General features: G+C 67.4%; 18 protein-coding genes. 8 read left to right on the forward strand and 10 right to left on the reverse strand.

Translation table 11 applies throughout. The features are described 5' to 3' along the window. Window positions 1-238: 238 nt before the first annotated feature. Complete coding sequence (locus tag ACWDTI_RS21730; RefSeq protein ID WP_449740202.1) at window positions 239-529, forward strand: GIY-YIG nuclease family protein; 291 nt, start codon at window positions 239-241, stop codon at window positions 527-529. Window positions 530-751: 222 nt separating this feature from the next. On the opposite strand, the gene ACWDTI_RS21735 is transcribed toward ACWDTI_RS21730, so the two are convergent. Beyond that, entirely contained in the window at window positions 752-1,930 is a 1,179-nt protein-coding gene (locus ACWDTI_RS21735; protein WP_449740203.1) for a PLP-dependent cysteine synthase family protein, read from the reverse strand. 4 nt (window positions 1,931-1,934) lie between these two features. Continuing rightward, window positions 1,935-2,237, reverse strand: a complete 303-nt coding sequence (locus tag ACWDTI_RS21740) for a DUF4229 domain-containing protein (RefSeq protein WP_449740204.1) — start codon at window positions 2,235-2,237, stop codon at window positions 1,935-1,937. A 187-nt stretch (window positions 2,238-2,424) separates the two neighbouring features. On the opposite strand from ACWDTI_RS21740, the gene ACWDTI_RS21745 reads away from it, so the two are divergent. The 3 genes from ACWDTI_RS21745 (at window position 2,425) to ACWDTI_RS21755 (ending at window position 3,718) form a co-directional block, all read left to right on the forward strand. Next, complete coding sequence (locus ACWDTI_RS21745) at window positions 2,425-2,646, forward strand: BldC family transcriptional regulator (RefSeq protein ID WP_449740205.1); 222 nt, start codon at window positions 2,425-2,427, stop codon at window positions 2,644-2,646. Between the two features lie 165 nt (window positions 2,647-2,811). Further along, the gene (locus ACWDTI_RS21750; protein ID WP_449740206.1) at window positions 2,812-3,027 is read left to right on the forward strand and encodes a hypothetical protein; all 216 of its coding nucleotides are present in this window, start codon (window positions 2,812-2,814) and stop codon (window positions 3,025-3,027) included. Window positions 3,028-3,229: 202 nt separating this feature from the next. Next, window positions 3,230-3,718: a helix-turn-helix domain-containing protein gene (locus ACWDTI_RS21755; protein WP_449740207.1), complete on the forward strand. Its 489-nt coding sequence runs from the start codon at window positions 3,230-3,232 to the stop codon at window positions 3,716-3,718. Between the two features lie 23 nt (window positions 3,719-3,741). Here ACWDTI_RS21755 and ccsB read toward each other — a convergent pair whose 3' ends face one another. Genes ccsB through hemL form a run of 6 tightly spaced genes read right to left on the reverse strand, consistent with a single transcriptional unit; the run spans window position 3,742 to window position 10,081 of the window. After that, window positions 3,742-4,758: a c-type cytochrome biogenesis protein CcsB gene (ccsB, locus tag ACWDTI_RS21760; protein ID WP_449740208.1), complete on the reverse strand. Its 1,017-nt coding sequence runs from the start codon at window positions 4,756-4,758 to the stop codon at window positions 3,742-3,744. Between the two features lie 34 nt (window positions 4,759-4,792). Next, entirely contained in the window at window positions 4,793-6,631 is a 1,839-nt protein-coding gene (gene resB, locus ACWDTI_RS21765; RefSeq protein WP_449740209.1) for a cytochrome c biogenesis protein ResB, read from the reverse strand. Continuing rightward, window positions 6,628-7,434: a cytochrome c biogenesis CcdA family protein gene (locus ACWDTI_RS21770; protein WP_449740210.1), complete on the reverse strand. Its 807-nt coding sequence runs from the start codon at window positions 7,432-7,434 to the stop codon at window positions 6,628-6,630. The genes resB and ACWDTI_RS21770 overlap by 4 nt, the downstream gene beginning before the upstream one ends. Before the next feature lie 11 nt (window positions 7,435-7,445). Then, window positions 7,446-8,081, reverse strand: a complete 636-nt coding sequence (locus ACWDTI_RS21775; RefSeq protein ID WP_449740211.1) for a TlpA disulfide reductase family protein — start codon at window positions 8,079-8,081, stop codon at window positions 7,446-7,448. A gap of 34 nt (window positions 8,082-8,115) precedes the next feature. Continuing rightward, window positions 8,116-8,724 (reverse strand): histidine phosphatase family protein, encoded by a 609-nt coding sequence (locus tag ACWDTI_RS21780; protein WP_449740245.1) that lies wholly within the window; start codon window positions 8,722-8,724, stop codon window positions 8,116-8,118. A 34-nt stretch (window positions 8,725-8,758) separates the two neighbouring features. Next, window positions 8,759-10,081: a glutamate-1-semialdehyde 2,1-aminomutase gene (gene hemL / locus ACWDTI_RS21785; protein WP_449740212.1), complete on the reverse strand. Its 1,323-nt coding sequence runs from the start codon at window positions 10,079-10,081 to the stop codon at window positions 8,759-8,761. A gap of 246 nt (window positions 10,082-10,327) precedes the next feature. Between hemL and ACWDTI_RS21790 the strand changes: the two genes are divergently transcribed. Both ACWDTI_RS21790 and ACWDTI_RS21795 read left to right on the forward strand, forming a co-directional pair. Next, window positions 10,328-10,984, forward strand: a complete 657-nt coding sequence (locus ACWDTI_RS21790; RefSeq protein WP_449740213.1) for a hypothetical protein — start codon at window positions 10,328-10,330, stop codon at window positions 10,982-10,984. A 1-nt stretch (window position 10,985) separates the two neighbouring features. Further along, window positions 10,986-12,197: a PrsW family intramembrane metalloprotease gene (locus ACWDTI_RS21795; RefSeq protein ID WP_449740214.1), complete on the forward strand. Its 1,212-nt coding sequence runs from the start codon at window positions 10,986-10,988 to the stop codon at window positions 12,195-12,197. 11 nt (window positions 12,198-12,208) lie between these two features. Here the strand turns inward: ACWDTI_RS21795 and ACWDTI_RS21800 are convergent, their stop codons facing one another. Then, window positions 12,209-13,045, reverse strand: a complete 837-nt coding sequence (locus ACWDTI_RS21800) for an SGNH/GDSL hydrolase family protein (RefSeq protein WP_449740215.1) — start codon at window positions 13,043-13,045, stop codon at window positions 12,209-12,211. Beyond that, entirely contained in the window at window positions 13,042-14,547 is a 1,506-nt protein-coding gene (locus tag ACWDTI_RS21805; RefSeq protein WP_449740216.1) for a PucR family transcriptional regulator, read from the reverse strand. Before ACWDTI_RS21805 ends, ACWDTI_RS21800 begins: the two co-directional genes overlap by 4 nt. Before the next feature lie 126 nt (window positions 14,548-14,673). Here ACWDTI_RS21805 and gabT point away from each other — a divergent pair, with 126 nt between their 5' ends. Both gabT and ACWDTI_RS21815 read left to right on the forward strand, forming a co-directional pair. Next, the gene (gabT, locus tag ACWDTI_RS21810; RefSeq protein ID WP_449740217.1) at window positions 14,674-16,017 is read left to right on the forward strand and encodes a 4-aminobutyrate--2-oxoglutarate transaminase; all 1,344 of its coding nucleotides are present in this window, start codon (window positions 14,674-14,676) and stop codon (window positions 16,015-16,017) included. 13 nt (window positions 16,018-16,030) lie between these two features. Next, window positions 16,031-17,986, forward strand: coding sequence for a primary-amine oxidase (locus ACWDTI_RS21815; RefSeq protein ID WP_449740218.1), 1,956 nt, complete (start codon window positions 16,031-16,033; stop codon window positions 17,984-17,986). Window positions 17,987-18,028: the final 42 nt, after the last annotated feature.

Below are 18,028 nucleotides of genomic sequence, written 5' to 3' on the forward strand. Positions count from 1 at the left end.
GAGCAGCGACCCCACCCGCCCGTTGAGCAGCGGCGAGCGAGCGCAGCGAGCCCGACGCGTGTCGAAACGCCCCACCCGCCCGTTGAGCAGCGACGCGACCCGCCCGTAGAGCAGCGACGAGCGAGCGCAGCGAGCCCGACGCGTGTCGAAACGCCCCGCGCCAACAACGAATTCCACAACCCAGCCCCCCTGTGGACACACTTCGACGCTCCCGCCTGACGAGCCTCAGAATCAACGCATGTCCGCACACGTCTATATCCTCGAATGCGCCGACGGTAGTTATTATGTCGGCAGCACCCGCAACCTCACGGCGCGCGTCGCCCAGCATGAGGGTGGGCTCGGTGGGACGTACACGTCGCGACGACTGCCGGTGACGCTGGTCTACAGCCACGAATGCGAGTTCGTCGCCGACGCGTGGGCACTCGAAAGGAAGCTGCACGGCTGGTCGCATGCGAAGCGTAAGGCATTGGTGGAGGGCAGATACGACGATCTGCCGGGCCTGTCGCGAAATCGTCGGATGCGTGAGTGACTGCCATGCGGTGCTGGTTTCGACGGACGCCGACTCGGCTAGCGCCTCGCCGACTGCTCAACCAGCGAGCAAGCCCACGGCCACGGTCAGGCCGGTTTCGACGGACGTCGACTCGGCTAGCGCCTCGCCGACTGCTCAACCAGCGAAGTCACCACGCCGACTGCTGAACCAGCGAAGTCACCACGCCGACTGCTCAACCGGCGAAGTCACCACACCGACTGCTCAGCCAGCGGACGAGTCCGCCGTCCAGATCCCACTCTCAAAGAACCTCTCCAGCACCGCCGTTGCCCCGGAAAGGTCGAAACCCTGTGCGGCAAGCCAGGAGTCGTCGAAGTAGGTGTTGCCGTACCGATCGCCCGAATCACACAGCAGTGTCACCACGCTCCCGGCCCGCCGCTCGGCGACCATCTCCGCGACGAGACCCAGTGCGCCCCAGAGGTTTGTCCCGGTGGACCCGCCGACCCGCCGGCCGAGGCGCTCACTGATGCAGCGGGCGGTGGCGATCGACGCCGCGTCGGGGACGCCGATCATCCGGTCGATCACCTGCGACACGAATGATGGTTCCACCCGCGGACGGCCGATGCCCTCGATCCGCGACCCGATGTCGGATGTGATTGTGCCGTCGGCGCTTTCATAGGCCGGCAAGAACACCGAGTTCTCCGGGTCGACCACGGCGAGCCACGTGGGGTGGCGCCGGTAGCGCAGGTAGCGACCGAGAGTGGCCGACGTACCGCCGGTGCCCGCCCCCACCACGATCCAGGTCGGCACCGGGTGATCTTCCTCGGACATCTGCGCGAAGATCGATTCGGCGATGTTGTTGTTGCCCCGCCAGTCGGTGGCACGCTCGGCCATCGTGAACTGGTCGATGAAATGCCCGCCCAGTTCGGCCTCGAGACGCAGCGCCTCGGCGTACACGTCGCCCGGCCGATCCACGAGGTGGCAACGGCCGCCTTCACGTTCGATCAGCGCGGTTTTCGACGGCGAGGTGCTCGAGGTCATCACCGCGATGAACGGCACGCCGATCAGCTTCGCGAAATAGGCCTCGCTCACCGCCGTGGAACCCGACGACGCCTCGATCACCGTCGTGCCCTCGCGCACCCAGCCGTTGCAGATCGCGTAGAGGAACAACGAGCGCGCCAGCCGGTGCTTGAGCGATCCGGTGGGATGGGTGCTCTCGTCCTTCAGATAGAGGTCGACGCCGGTCGGGTTCCCGTCGTCGTCGGTCCACGCCGACCACGACGGCAGTTCGACCCGCAGGAGATGTGTGTCGGCGCTGCGTCGCGAATCGGCTTCGATCAGCCGGACGGCGTTGTCGGCCCAGGTTCGATCGCTGCGATGGTCGACGATCCTCGTCGACGCCAGACCGGCCGGCTCGCTGCCCTCCGGGCGCCGTGAGGTCATCGGATCAGTTGGACTCGCCACGCAACCGCGACTGCAGATCGTCGTGCCGCTTGCGGCGTTCCTCGTCGAGCGTGGCGATCTGCCGGTTGACCCGCAGCCGCAGCGACTTGAACAACACCATGCCGAGCGGCAACGCGATGAGCACACCGAACACCGCAGCCACCAGGAGCGGCACCTTGACCCCGACGAGGGCCGCGACACCCATGATCACCGCAGCGACCACGACCACCAGTACGAGCCGGGCGACGGTATAGAGCGCCACCGACACCGCGACACTGCCCGCGGTCACCTTGCTGTCTTCACTCACGGCTCTCCAGGGTACTGCCCCGCCGAAACCCGACAGCGCCCGCAGACCACACACCGACTGTCCGGTTTGGGTGTTTTGCACTCTCTTTACCAATTGCTGACTGTTCGAGTACCCGGGTGCTCGGCGTGTATCTCTGTACTCACCAGCCAGATCAATCGCCACGACGGCGTCGACAAAGAGGTAGACCGTGACTGTCATCGACTCCCCCACCACCGGCCTCATCACGCCCGGACTTGCCAGCCAGCACACGCTGACGCCCGGACAGGTGGCCGCCATGTTCAACGTGAACCCCAAGACGGTCGCACGGTGGGCCAGCTCCGGCCTGCTCGGCTCGATCCGCACGCCCGGCGGTCATCGCCGGTTCCGCGAATCCGACGTCGTCGATCTGCTGAACCGCCGCACACACTGACGACTCCGGCCGTTCGCGGCCCGCGCCACCACACGCCCACCACACCGCCGGCGGGCGCCCTGCACCCCGCACCATCGAGACGTGTCGGACGGCCGACCGACTCATGTCGCCGGGGCGCCCACAACGAGCAAGAACGTCACGTACGCTGGTGACCGGGAGGTTGCCATGACATTCTTGTTCGCTGTGATCGGCCTCGCCGCGATCGGTTTTCTGTTGTGGCGTGCTTTCGGTCCACAAAGCTCTGACGACGCCGCGCGAGCCACCGGACACCATCCCACCGGCCCGGTCGGACCCGACGACGATCCGGCCTTCCTCCGAGATCTCGACCGGCGCACCCGCGGACCCAACGGTCCCGGCGGCTCTGACGCCGAAGACTCCTGACGACCCGACATCCCCCACCGTGTGATGAACGGTCCCCCTGCGGTGCGCGACACCATCGATCCGCCGCACCCGATCCACCGCACCCTCCCCGCCGAAGTACAGTAATCTTTGTCGGTGATAAAGCTCCACTTGTTTGATGTGGTAGGTAGATCGAGAAATGAGAAATACATCTGATGTGCGGGTCATTCGGGGATGGTCGCCGATGAGTTACGCACCGCAGCCACGGCTCACACCGGAAGGCGACGCGAGTTTCGCCACCAAGCTGGGAGATCTGTTCACCCATTCGCGCGACGAGAACGGCGCACCCTATACGGGCAAGAAGATCGCCGAACGGGCCAACAAGCTCGGTTACACGCTGTCCGACGCCTACATCTCCCAGCTGCGGACCGGCAAGGCACGCACGCCGTCGTTCCGCACCGTCGAGGCCATCGCCCGGGCATTCGACGTGTCGGTGACCTACTTCCTCTCCAACCCCGACGAGGATCTCGACCGCGTTCGCCAGCAACGCGACTACGTCCAGCTGCTCGCCGACACCGGAACCCACCTGGCCGGCATCGACCTGCAGTCACTGTGCCCAGAGACCATCGACGTCATCATCGAGCTGCTCAAGATGGTCAAGGCGCAGGCGATGGCGCGCACCGAGGACAGCGGCGAACAACAAGCACAACCGGGCGGACAGCTCCCCGCATAGCGCGCAACCGGCGGTCGGCGGCCTCAGAGCCCCGCGTAGGAATGCAGGCCCGACACCACCAGGTTGATGATGAACAGGTTGAACAGCAGCGCCACGAAGCCGGCGACGTTGATCCACGCGGCAGCGGTGTTGCGCCAGCCGGCAGTGGCACGGGCGTGCAGGTACGCGGCATAGATCACCCAAGCGATGAACGACACCGTCTCCTTGGGGTCCCAGCCCCAGAACCGGCCCCACGCGGACTCGGCCCAGATGGCGCCGCAGATCACGCCGAGTCCGAACAGCGGGAAGCCGAACACCACGCACTTGTAGGCGAGACGGTCGAGAGTGTCGGCGGTCGGGATCCTGTCGATCACGCGATGCAGTCCGGCCATGAAACCCGATCCGGTCGCCGCCGGGTCGTCGGATTCCGGGCGGCCCCACCGCATCTTGATCAGGTAGAGCACGCTGGCCACGCCGGACACCAGCAGGACACCGGACGAGATCGAGATGATCGAGACGTGGATGGCCAGCCAGTATGACTTCAGCGCGGGCACGACCGGCGCAGCCTGGGTGTAGAGCCAGCGGCCGGCGATGAACATCAGCAGGGTCACCGGGAGCAGCACGAACGTCAGCAGCGGGCGGTGCTCGGGCTTGCGCAACACGACGATGCCCGCGATCACGCACGCGGCACAGGTGAGCGAGATGAACTCGTACATGTTGCCCCACGGGGCGCGGCCGGTGGCCATGCCGCGCAGCACGATCGACGCGAGCTGCGCGATCAGCCCGACGATGACGACCGGGTAGGCCATCTTGCCGAGCCGCTCACCGAAGCTGTGTCGGGGTGCTTCGCTGACCCGGCCGGGTGCGCGGTCGGCGGTGGTCACCGAGCCGCCGCCCGCCGCGACCAATTGTTCCGACGACGCGAGACGCCGACTCCGGGCGCCCGCCAGGGCGGCGAGGAACAGGAACATCGCCAGCACGTAGATGGTGATGGCGGTACCGAACAGCAGGTCGGAGTACCGGGCCCACGTCTCGTCGACCTGAATCGAACCGGTGTTCATCGCAGTCCTCTCGCTTCTCACAGCACGGTCGCGACTACAGTCGCCGCAGCCGCCGGCGCGGACGACGTGCGGTGCTCGGGTCATCGGGATCGACCAGCAGAGCCTCTGCCTGCTCCTCGAATCCTTCACCCCAGCCCGCCTGATCGGTGCGTGCCAGGCCGGCAATTTCTACTACAGTACGTCGTTCGCCGTTCTCCCCGGTAACCGAGCGCAGACGCGCCCAGATGCGACGCCGTCGCACCAGCAGCGAGACGAGCAGTCCGGCGAGCATGACGATCGCCGACACCAGCACCCACACCTGCGCCGGATCGTGGGAGACCTGCACCGACACCCATCGCTGATAGCCGTCGAAGCGCACCGATACGCCGTCCGGCAAGGTGTGGCTCTGACCTCGCGCAAGGTTGACCTGCGCCCGCCGCTGCAGCCGGCCCTGCTCGATCAGCGACTGATCCAGCGAGTACGCGTTCTGCGGTTTGCCGGTGTCCAGGCCGGTGTCGCCCTCGTAGATGCGGATCGCCACGTAGGGGTCGTTCGGTTCCGGCGACGACGAGGAGAGCAGCGTCCCCTGGAACGACGCGGTCGGCGCGAAGAGTCCCTCGAGCGCGATCTGGTGCTTGCGTCGCTGGTCCTCGTCGGCATAGAGACCGGCCGGGGTGTCGAAGCGGGCAGCGCCCGACGACAGCATCGTCTGCATCTCGTCGGGGATGAACAACACGGTCTGCGTGCGCTGCTTCCCGTCCGGGAAGGTGACGGTGAAGGTCGGGGCGAAGCCGTTGCCCAAGACGTAGACGCGGTCGCCGGAGATGCGCAGCGGGTCGTTGACGCGGATGGTGGTGGTGTTCCACGTCGACGGGTCGGTCGTCTTGGCGCCCTCGGTGTAGCGGACCTTCGCGGTGTACATCGATGGCTGGCCGGTGGGCAGGAACTCCGCGTCGAAGTTGTCGACGCGGAAGCAGAACGGCGACAGGTCGGTGCCGTCGACGAGGCTGCCCGCGCGGAACGAGTCGTAGACGGCGGTCGAGGTGTTGCACAGGCCCTCTTCGCCGTCGGCGACGAGGCTCCGGGTGCCCTCGTAGCCGTACAGCTTGCCGACCGCGATCGACACCAGCAGCGCGAGCAGCGCGAAGTGGAAGACGAGGTTGCCGAACTCGCGCAGGTAGCCCTTTTCGGCAGAGACCTCGACGACGGTGTCTCCCGCCGGTCGAGTAGCCCCGGAGCCTGCGGAGGGGCGAGTCGACACCGCGGAGGGTTCCCTTTCCGCTGGTCGAGTAGCCCCGGAGCCTGCGGAGGGGCGTATCGACACCGCGGAGGGTTCCCTTTCCGCTGGTCGAGTAGCCCCGGAGCCTGCGGAGGGGCGTATCGAGACCACCCGCCGCCACCCACGCAGATTCCCCGAGATCCGCGCCGCGATCTCCTCCGGCTCACCCTCCACCTGATGCTCCACGTGGCGCGGCAGGCGACCCAGATTGCGGGGCGCGGCCACGGGCTTGGCCCGCAGACTGTGGAAGTGCTCGACCATCCGCGGAGTGAGGCACCCGACCAGGGACACGAACAGCAGCACGTAGATGGCGGTGAACCAGGTGCTGGAGAAGACGTCGAACAGTTGGATGCGGTCCATGAACTCGCCGAGGCGGCCGTGGTCGGCGATGTAGGTGAGCGTCTTCTGCTCGTTGAGCGAGCGCTGCGGCAGCAACGCGCCGGGGATCGCGGCGAGCGCCAGCAGGAACAGCAGGACGAGCGCGGTGCGCATCGACGTCAGCGACCGCCACATGTTCCGGGCCGGCCACAGCACCCGCCGGAACACCCAGTGTGGACGCGGCGGCTTCGGCGGCGGGGTGACCGCGGCGGCGGCGGTCACGTCGGTGTCGGTCATACGGGCAGCTCCGTGTCGGTGATGAAGGCGTCGCGCACCCACACGATGAACTGGTCCCACAGCCCGGTGACCAGCGCGACGCCGACGGCGATCAGCATGATGCCGCCGAACACCTGGATCGTCCGCGCGTGGTTGCGCAGCCAGCCGAGGCTCCGCAACGCCCACGCCGAGGAGAACGCGAGCACCACGAACGGGATGCCCAGGCCGAGGCAGTAGGCGACGATGAGCGCAACGCCCTTGGCGGCGGTCGCGCCCTGGGTGCCGCTGGCGGTCGCGATGACCGCCGCGAGGGTGGGGCCCAGGCACGGGGTCCAGCCGAGCGCGAACACCGCACCGAGCAGCGGCGCCCCGACGATGTTGGACATCTGGCGCGGGGCGAACCGGAACTCGTGCTGCATCGCCGGCACCAGGCCGATGAACACCAGCCCCATCACGATGGTGACGACACCACCGATCCGTTGCAGCAGTTCATGATTCACCACCACAGTGCTGGTGATGCCGAGCACGGTGGCGGTGGCCGCGACGAACACGACGGTGAAGCCCAGCACGAACAGCCCGGCCGCGACGGCCACTCGGGAGCGCCCCTGCTTGGCGGGCTCGCCCACGGTCACCGCAGGCGCCTCCGCACCGACGAGACCCGCGAGATACGACAGGTAGCCGGGTACCAGCGGCACCACGCACGGCGACGCGAAGGAGACGAACCCGGCGACGACGCATGCCGCGAGGGCCAGCAGCAACGGTCCACTCGACACGGTGGTCGCGAAGGTGTCGCCGATGGCGGCCTGCGGGGCGAGTTCGATCATGACGCTGCGGATCACCCCTGCGCCGGGGTTGCCGGGGCGGTCGAGGTGGCGGGCCCCGACTCGGCGGCGACCTGCCGCACGGTGGCGTCGAGTTCGTCGGCGGTGAGCGCCTTGAGGAACACGGCGGCCGGCCGGTGCCGGCGGTCCAGGACGACGGTGGTCGGAACGACCGCGGTCGGGGTGGTCAGCGCGGCCAGGGTGGCGCCGTCGAAGTCGTAGATGGACGGATACCCGACCTTGCGGTCGGCGACGAAGTCCTGCGCCGACTGCCGGTCGTCGCGCAGGTTGATGCCGAGGAACTCCACGCCGAGGCCCTTGGTCCGGGCGTAGACCTCCTCGAGGTCGTCGGCTTCTGCGCGGCAGGGCCCACACCACCGTCCCCACACGTTGACGACGACGACCTTGTCGGCGAACCGGGGGTCGCTCAACGAGATCGTCTGGTCGGTGACGAGGTCGGGGCCGGACAGGTCGGCGACCTTCTTGCGGTCGGCAGGCGGGTAGGTGATGACGGTCTGACCACCCGGGGAGACGAACTGGAACGTGTCGCCCTGCGCGACGGCGTCGTCGCCGGTGCCGCATGCGCTGATCGCACCGACCAGCACCGCGAGCGCCAGTATGACCACCGGCAGCAGAAAAACCTTGCGCACGTTCGTCCTTCGTTACCCTGTCACGCTCGGCTGATCACGCGCCGTGGACCAACGGGTCCGACGGGCCCGCCGGCTCCGAGTAGATGATGTCGACCAGCGCGTCGCCCTCGTAGATGAGGCTGGTCAGCGACGCGAGCGAGCACTGCCGACGACGCGGATCGTGCCAGAGCCGCTGGCCTTCCAGGAAACGGCGCAGGGTGTAGACGGGCAGTTGGTGGCTGACGCAGATCGCCTCGTGTCCCCGGGCGGCGTCGCGGGCCGTGTTGGCCGCGGCCAGCATGCGATGGGCGAGCTGGATGTAGGGCTCGCCCCACGACGGGGTGAACGGGTCGCGCAGCTTGGTCCAGTGCCGGGGCTTGGCGAGTGCGCCGTCGCCGACGGCGACCTTGAGGCCCTCGAAGCGGTTGTCGGCTTCGATGAGCTCGTCGTTGGTGGTGATCGACACGCCGTGGGCGGTGGCGATCGGTGCCGCCGTCTCCTGCGCCCGCTGCAGCGGCGATGCGAAGACCGCGGCGATGTCGTGGTCGGCGAGGGCGTCGGCGACCTTCTGCGCCTGGGCGCGTCCGGCGTCGGAGAGGCGGAACCCGGGCAGGCGGCCGTAGAGAATTCCGTCGGGGTTGTCGACTTCCCCGTGTCGCATCATGTGGACGATGGTGTTGGTCAAAGTTCTCCCCCGGTCAGCTTTGCTGGGCGGTTGCCGCCGCCTGTGCGGCAGCGGGCAGTGCATCGGCGATTCGTGAGAAAGCATCCCCGTCCAGCGCCGCGGAGACAAACCAGGCTTCGAATGCGCTCGGCGGCGGGTAGACGCCGCGGTCCAGCAAGGCGTGGAAGAACGGGGCGAAACGCCAGGTCTCGGTGGCTTTGACCGCGGCGTAGTCGTCGATCCGGGTGTCGGGCCGGTCGGTGAAGAAAACACTGAGCATGTTGCCGGCGCGTTGCACGCGGTGGCCGACGCCCTCGGCGTCGAGGGCGTCGGTGAGCAGCCCGGCGAGGCGGTCGGCGTTGGCGTCGAGCGTCCGGTAGACGTCGGCATCGGCGTGGCGCAGGGTCGCCAGACCCGCGGCGACGGCCACCGGATTCCCGGACAGGGTGCCAGCCTGGTACACGGGGCCGGTCGGTGCGAGGCGCTCCATGACGTCGGCCCGGCCACCGAACGCGGCGGCGGGCAGACCACCACTCATCACCTTGCCGAAGGTGTAGAGGTCGGCACCGACACCCTCGAGGCCGTACCAGCCCGACGGGCTGACCCGGAACCCGGTCATGACCTCGTCGATGATCAGCAGTGCGCCGTGGCGACGGGTCAGTTCGCGCAGGCCCGCGTTGAATCCGTCGTGCGGGGCGACGGCACCCATGTTGCCGGCGGCGGCCTCGGTGATCACCGCGGCGATCTCGTCGCCGTAGGTCTCGAACGCCTTCGCGACGGCCTTGAGGTCGTTGTAGGGCACGACCAGGGTGTCGTGGGCGGCGGCGCCGGTGACCCCGGGCGAGGTGGGCAGGCCCAGCGTGGCGACGCCTGACCCGGCGTCGGCGAGCAGGGCGTCGACGTGCCCGTGATAGCAGCCGGAGAACTTGATGATCTTGGGGCGGCCGGTGAAGCCGCGAGCCAGGCGGATCGCGGACATCGTCGCCTCGGTACCCGAGTTCACCAGGCGTACCTGTTGGACGGGATCGACCCGGTCGACGATCTCCTCCGCGAGTTCGATCTCGGCCTCGGTCGGGGCGCCGAAGGACAGCCCGCCCGTCGCCGCCTTCTGCACCGCCTCGACGACGGCGGGGTGCGCGTGGCCGAGGATCATCGGGCCCCAGGAAGCGACCAGGTCGACGTAGTCGTTGCCGTCGACATCGGTCAGCTGGCAACCCGACGCCGATGCGATGAAACGGGGATCGCCACCCACGGCGGAAAACGCCCTGACCGGCGAGTTGACGCCGCCCGGGGTGGCCTTCTGTGCTCGCGCGAAGAGTTCGGCGGACCGGGCGGTGGTGTCAACGGAAGGCGTCACGGCCTCCAGTGTTCCAAACCCGGTTCGTGCGCCAAAATCGTTCAGTGTGCTCTCAGGCTGAGGCGGGAGTTCCCGGGGACGGGGCACGCAACCCCGCGTGTGCACACAAGGGAGTACAGCCGACGCGGCGAATGTGGACAAACCGGCACCTGGGGATAACCAGGCGATATCGATATCACTCCCCGGGCGGCCGACCTCGGGCCCTTCGTTTAGCGTAAGAACCCCAGTCACCGTTCGGAGGTATACGTGTCCACACCGACCACACGGCCAGATCCGACGACAGCCCCCGCCTACGAGCCACCCGATTCCTGGATACCCGTCGACAAGCGACGGTTCGGCATGGACAGCCGGACGATCCTGCCCGGCATCGTGGTTCTGGTCATCGGCCTGGTGCTCGCCTTTGTGCCGGCGATGATCGACAGTTCGGTGAACTACGACGACCCGGTACGAGCGGGCGATGTGATGGCCGTCGGGGACCGCGTCACCTTCACTCCAGCCACCGATTGGGACGTCCGCGAAGGTCTGCGCACCGGCGAAGCACTGCCAGATGGGTCATATCCCCCGACGGCGACGGTCGCTAACGGAGGAGTCGCCTTCCAGGTACATACGGCCCCGTACTCCGGATCGCCCGAGGAACTGCTCGACCAGATCCGGCGCACCAACGAGGCGCTCGGCGACGTCGCGCCGAATGTCGGGACCAAGGCATCGGCCATCAAGACCGACGACGGCCACGAAGGCCTCATCGCCGAATACGAGGCGCCGTCCGGCCAGGGCGCGATCGCCGCCTTCGTCTCCGATGGCCTCGGAGTCCAGGTCGTCGCGGCCGCACCCCCGGAGTACGAACACGCATCCGTCGAGCAGATAGCCCGGATGATCCAGAGCATCGCCATCAAGGGGGCCTGAGGTGACCACGAATATCGACGACACCGGAGCTCGGAATGACTCCGTGGACCTGAACCGCGCGCGGTATGCGGCAATAGAGGAGTCGGGAAGGGGCGCCGGCTTCCGATTCATCCAGCCACGCAACTTCTGTTGGTGGGCCTACCTCGTGTTGATGGCGTTCGGGGCGTTCACGACTGTCACCATCTTCGCCGCACCCTGGCAGGCGTTCGGCGACGAACTGGGCAGCACCCTGATCGTGCTGACCGTTTACGGCGTGCTGCTGTGGTGGTTCACCCGCTACATAGATCGGTACTCACAGGTGCCCGGCAAGCTTGTCCTCGCCGCGCTGGCGTGGGGCGGGATCGGAGCCACCATGGGGATCGCCATCAATGCCAACGATCCCATTCGCTCCCTGTACGCCAAGGCGTTCGGTCAACGGTTCAGCGCGGAGTGGTCGGCCGGCCTCACCGCGCCCGTCACCGAGGAATTCGCGAAAGGCCTCGGTGTGGTGCTGCTGATCTACTTGGCGCCCAAGGTGATTCGTACTGCATTCGACGGCTTCATCGTGGGTGCGTTCTGCGGTCTGGGCTTTCAGGTCGTGGAGGACGTTCTGTACTCGTTCAACATCGCCGGTTCACACTTCGGCGCGGATGCGGGCGACCTCGGATTCAACATCGCGCTCTTTCGGATGCTCACCGGTCTGTCCGGTCATATCCTGTTCTCGGCGATATTCGGTGCCGGCATCGTCTATCTACTCGGTCGGCCCGGTGAACCGCGCAATGTCGCTCGAGGACTGGGTTTCCTGGTGTTACCGATGGTCATGCACTGGTTCTGGGACTCAATCGGCGCGCTGCTGCCGACGGCGTCGGAGACGATGCAGATCGTCGAACTGATGGTCGTCGTGCTGGTGTATCTGGCCATCGTGATCTGGGTCTTCCATCTCGTGGTCGGGCGCGAACGCGACCATCTGCGCGCCATCCTGGCGCCCGAGGTCGCCGGAGGTGTGCTCACCGAGGAGGAACTCACCGCGATCACGGGAGATTGGAAGCAGCGCCGGCATTTCCGCGGGAACGCCGGGGACCGCGCAGGTCGACGGCACGCACGGTGGGTGACCGAGGCCGCCACCGAACTCGCGGATGCGCTCGCCCGGTCGCGCGGGGTCACCACACCCGAGGTGGAGTTCGAGCGCGCCGAGGTGACGCGACTACGGGGTGAGGTGGGGGCTGCGGTCTGATCGACTGGGAATCAACGCAATTGCCCGGCGATCTGGTCGGCGATCGCCTGCTGCCCGGCCTCGTTCGGATGCCACGGTGAGGCGCCCGAAGCCCCCGTCGGCGGCTCGATCCATCGTTGGCCGCCCGGCTGGCACGCGTCGTGGCCATCCGACACCGTTGACATGTCCACGTAGTGCACTCCGGTCTGCGCGGCCGCCCGTGCGACGGCATCGTTGAGGATCCGTTGCAGATCACGCAGGTAGGGCACGTCGCCGGTGGCGACGGGCACCGCGGGGTAGCAGCCGGTGTCGCGCGGGACGATCCACGGATAGCCGACCGCGATCACCGTCGCACTCGGCGCCTTGGCCCGAACGGCGTTGAACGCCTTGACCAGAGCCGGATAGGTTGAGGTCTCGACGATGTCGGTGAACTGGCTGCCGTGGGCGGCACGGCACGGCGCGCCCTGCGGATCCGAGGGTGCCGCCGAGGAACAGGCTCCGATGGCGCCGGAGAACACACCGGAATCGTTACCGCCGATCATCATGGTCACCACCGAGTCGTCGGCGGCGACGGCATCCAGTTGTGGTGGCACACCGAAGTATTGGGAGCTGAAGAAGTCGGCGGTATCGGCGCTGCTGCAGCTGACGTCGTCGAGGTGGAATCCCTTGGCCGCGGCCAGCAGGTGCGCGAAGTTGCGTGAGGACCGGAGACACTGGGCGGTCGAATCCTCCACCTGCGGATAGATTCCCGCCCCGGCCGAATAGCTGTCCCCGAGGTTGACCAGCGTCTTCTGTTGCGCGGGCTGGTCGGTACTGCAACCGGTGAGCGCCGACACGCACAGCGCGAGCGCTACTATCCATCGCCTCATGCGTTGGCCCCCAACAACATCAGGAGCAGTTCGGCTCGCGTCCGCGCATCCGTGAGGTCGACGCCGAGCATGTCCTCGACACGTTCGATGCGGTGCCGCAACGTATGTCGGTGCACGCCTTGCGCAGCCGCGGCGATGCCCCAATTGCCGTTGGCCTCCAAGAAGGCGAGGAGGCTGCCCCGCAGCTCGGTACCGTGCTGATCATCGTGGGCCACGACGGGAGCGAGCCGCTCGCCGAACGCGTCGTGCAACGCACGCCGCACCGGATCGATGGCGAGCAGGGAGCGGCTGCCGTGCAGGTCGGCCAGCTGCCCGAATGCTGCCGACCGCGCGGCGAGCCGCGCCTGTCGCACCGACCCGGCGAGCTCGTCCACGTCCACAACGGGCCCGATCCCACCCGCGACCGAACCAGAACCGTTGGCGCTCACCATATTCAGCAGGCTCGTCGCGAACTCGACGTGATCGTCGCCGCGCAGCAGCGCGATCACCTCACGACCGTCGCCATGCACGAACACCGACCGCCACCGGTGTTCGAGTTCGTCGATCAGGCGTCGCCGCCCGGTCGTGGCGGCCTCCTCGTCGGCGAAGGTGTAGACGACGGCACGGACGCGACCGGCCGGATCGGCTCCGCGTTCCAGGATGCGCCGCAGGCCCGGCCCGCGCGCCTCGCCGATCGCCAGCGCGAGAGTGTCGGCCTGCAGGTCGGCCAGGTCGCGGGACACCTGCCGCGGTTTGGCGTGTTCGATGGCGAGCAGCGAGGTGGCGTGTCCGATCAGCATGCGCGCGATGTCGTCGAGTGCCACCGATCCGACGATCCCGAGGTGCCCGAAGGTGCGTCCGCCGGCGCCGACACGTGCGACCGTCATCGTCGCGTCGCCGGTCATCCATACCGCGCCCGCGGATGCCGGGTCCCGCACGACCAGGTCGCGCACGCGATTGAGCTCGGCGGCGGCGACCGGACGCGGCGCCGCGGCGACCACGGCGAGACCGGTGTCGAGCAGCACCACATCCTGACCAATCGCCTCGGCGAGCTCGCGGACCAGGGCCGCCGACCCACCGGACGCGGCGGCACGGGTCATCCGCGGTTGCGCCTTGGTCGCCGCGACCAGCCGCGAGGATCGTTGCGCGGCGATCTGATCGAGCACCGCGCGGCTGATCGCGGAGAACGGGACCGGCGCAGGCACCCGGAAGAGCGGCACCCCGAGCCGGTCGGCGACCTCGGCCATCTCCGACGGCACCTCGTCGAACCCGAAACCGACGCCGAAACCGACCGCCGCCACCCCCGCGGCATCGAGATCGGCCAGGTAGCGTCGCCCTGTGTCCGGGTCAGCCGGCAAACGCAAACCGGTGGTCAGCACGACCTCACCGCCGACCAGCCAGTCACCCGCATTGACCAGTTCGGAGGACACGGCACAATCCAGGGTCCGGTCGAGACCCGCCGCACCGCCGCACAGCGTCAGCTCGAGGCTTCGCTGGGCCAGCAGCCAGCGCACGGTCGTCACACCGCCCAGACTACGCACGGTTGGACACGGTGGAGCGGTATCGCGTCACCTGTGGACATGTTGGCAGGTCTCGTCTCCCCGCGCGAAGGCGAAGACTGGGGACAGCGTCGAGTGAGGAGAACCGCGATGAGCACCATCACCTATCGTCTACCGCAGAAGCGCAACCTGGTCACCGAGTTGCCGGGTCCGCGGTCGACCGAGTTGGGCGTCCGCCGACGAGCGGCGGTGTCGACAGCGATCGGTTCGAGCGCACCGGTCTACGCGGTCGATGCCGACGGCGGTGTGATCGTCGACGTCGACGGCAACTCGCTCATCGACCTCGGTTCGGGCATCGCGGTGACCACCGTCGGTGCCTGCAATCCGGCGGTCGCCCAGGCCGTTGCGGACCAAGCCCATCACTTCACGCACACCTGTTTCATGGTCACCCCCTACGAGGGCTACGTCGCGGTGGCGGAAAAGCTCAACGAGCTCACGCCCGGCGACCACGAGAAGCGCACGATGCTGGTCAACTCCGGAGCCGAGGCGGTGGAGAACGCGGTGAAAATCGCGCGGCTGGCGACCGGGCGCGATGCGGTGGTCGCCTTCGACCACGCCTACCACGGGCGTACCAACCTGACGATGGCGCTGACCGCCAAATCGATGCCGTACAAGCACAATTTCGGGCCCTTCGCACCCGAGGTGTACCGGATGCCGATGAGCTACCCGTTCCGCGACTCCTTCGGCGTCGACGGAGTCGCCGCGGCCAAGCAGGCGATCTCGATGATCGACAAGCAGATCTGCGCCGACGCGGTCGCCGCGGTGATCATCGAACCGATCCAGGGTGAAGGCGGATTCATCGTTCCCGCACCGGGATTCCTGCCCACCCTGGCCGACTGGTGTCACGAGAACGACGTCGTGTTCATCGCCGACGAGGTGCAGGCCGGATTCTGTCGAACCGGAACATGGTTCGCGTGCGAACACGAGAAGGTGGTGCCCGACATCATCACCATGGCCAAGGGTATCGCCGGCGGCATGCCACTGGCCGCCGTCACCGGTCGCGCCGACCTGATGGACGCGGTGCATGTCGGCGGGTTGGGCGGCACCTACGGCGGCAACCCGGTGGCGTGTGCCGCGGCGCTGGCCGCGATCGACCAGATGACCGAACTGGATCTTGCCCACCGCGCCAAGCACATCGGTGAGGTCATCGTCGAAAAGCTCACGGCCACCGCCGAATCCCTCGGCGACAAGAATCCGATCGGCGAGATCCGGGGCCGCGGCGGCATGATCGCCGTCGAACTGGTCACCCCCGGTACCACCGAGCCCGATGCCGAACGCGCGAAAGCCGCTGCCGTCTACGCCTTCTCACAGGGCGTGATCGCGCTGACCTGCGGCACCTACGGCAATATCCTGCGACTACTACCACCGTTGGTGATCGACGACGGCCTCCTCACCGAGGGCCTCGACATCCTCGCCGACGCGATCTCGGCGTGAGGAGACGCAACCGATGACCGATACAGCCCTCCCGGCAACCGAATTCGCCCATCCGCTCGATCCGCTGAAGGCCGACGAGTTCCGCGCCGTCACCGCGCTCCTCAGTGCCGAGCAGGGGGTCGGCGACGGCTGGCGGATCGCGTCCATCGAACTCGCCGAGCCGGGCAAACCGCAGCTGGCGGCCTTCGACGCCGACGGCACGGTACCACCGCGCCGCGCCGTCGTGATCTGTCTCGACACCGGCGAGAACCGCACGTACAAGTCTTTCGTCTCGCTGACCGACGGCGTGGTCGAGACGTTCGAGCACATCCCGGACGTGCAGGCCAACTTCACCGTCGACGAATTCGAGGAGTGCGACCGCGTACTGCGCGCGCATCCCGACGTTCAGGCCGCCCTGGCCCGCCGCGGTATCACCGACCTGGACAAGGTGTTCATGGACACCTGGACCTACGGCGGAGCGGTGATTCCCGCCGAGTTCACGGGACGCCGCCTCGGCTGGTCGGACACCTGGGTCAAGGACGCCGACGGATCCAACCCGTACGCCAATCCCGTTGCGGGACTGCACTGCGTGATCGACGTCAACACGATGGAACTGCTGCGCATCGAGGACTCCGGCGGGTTCGAGCAGCCCGAGGTCATGGGCGAGTATGTGCCGCGGCATATTCCGGAGCGGATTCGGCAGACGTTCCGCCGGCCACCACTGAAGCCGCTGGAGATCACCCAGCCCGAGGGCCCGTCGTTCACCATCGAGGGCAACAAGGTCAGCTGGCAGAACTGGTCGGTGCGGGTCGGCTTCAACTACCGCGAGGGAATGACGCTGCACGCCATCACCTATGCCGACGGCGGCGTGGAACGGTCGGTGGCACATCGTCTCTCGTTCGCCGAGATGGTGGTGCCCTACCGTGACCACTCCGAGGACCATTATCGGCGCACCGCTTTCGACATCGGCGAGTGGGGCCTCGGCTTCATGACCACCTCGCTCGAGCTGGGCTGCGACTGCCTCGGCGAGATCCGCTATCTGGATGCCGTGCTGCACAACAGCGCCGGCGAACCGTACACGATCAGCAACGCGATCTGCATCCACGAAGAGGACAACGCGGTGCTGTGGAAACACGTCGACCACGACGCGGGTGCGGAAGTCCGCCGGATGCGTCGACTCACGGTGAGTTCCCATGTGACCGTGGCCAATTACGAATATCTGGTCTACTGGCGGTTCTACCAGGACGGGAACATCGAGTGCGAGGTGCGGGCGACCGGCATCATGGTCACCACCCCGATGCCACCCGGGCATACGTCGAATCCACATGGTACGACAGTCGACAACCGGACGTATGCCCCATTCCACCAACACTTTCTGGTGGCCCGACTCGACCTCGACATCGACGGCACCGACAACACGGTGTTCGCCTCGGAGACGGTGGCCGAACCGATGGGGCCGGGCAATCCCCTCGGCCTGTCCCTGGTGCAAGAGAACACCGCGCTGCGCACCGAGTCGCAGGGCAAGCAGGACATGAACTTCGCGACGCAGCGCACATGGAAGGTGGTCAACACCAACAAGACCACCCCGCTGGGCCTGCACCCGGCCTACAAACTGGTGCCGACCGGCGCATTCCCGGCGATGTTCGACCCGGCGTCGCCGATCTTCCAGCGCGCCACGGTCATCGGTCACACCGTCTGGGTCACACCCAATCACCCCGATGAGCGCTGGCCGGCAGGTGAATTCGTCAATCAGTCGGAACGCGACACCGGGCTCGGTGAATGGACGAAGGCCAACCGGCCGATCGAGAACACCGACGTCGTCGTGTGGTACACCTTCGGTATCCATCACATCACCCGCCCCGAAGACTGGCCGGTGATGCCCGCCGACACAGTCTCGTTCTGGCTCAAACCGTTCGGATTCTTCGACCGCAACCCGGCGCTCGACGTCGAGCCCTCCCCCGGGTCGCACGAATGCCATCACGACGGCTGACGTGCGTCGAGCACCCGTAACCCCTACCCGAGAAAGCGATCT

Source organism: Gordonia sp. NPDC003424 (genome assembly GCF_053588655.1).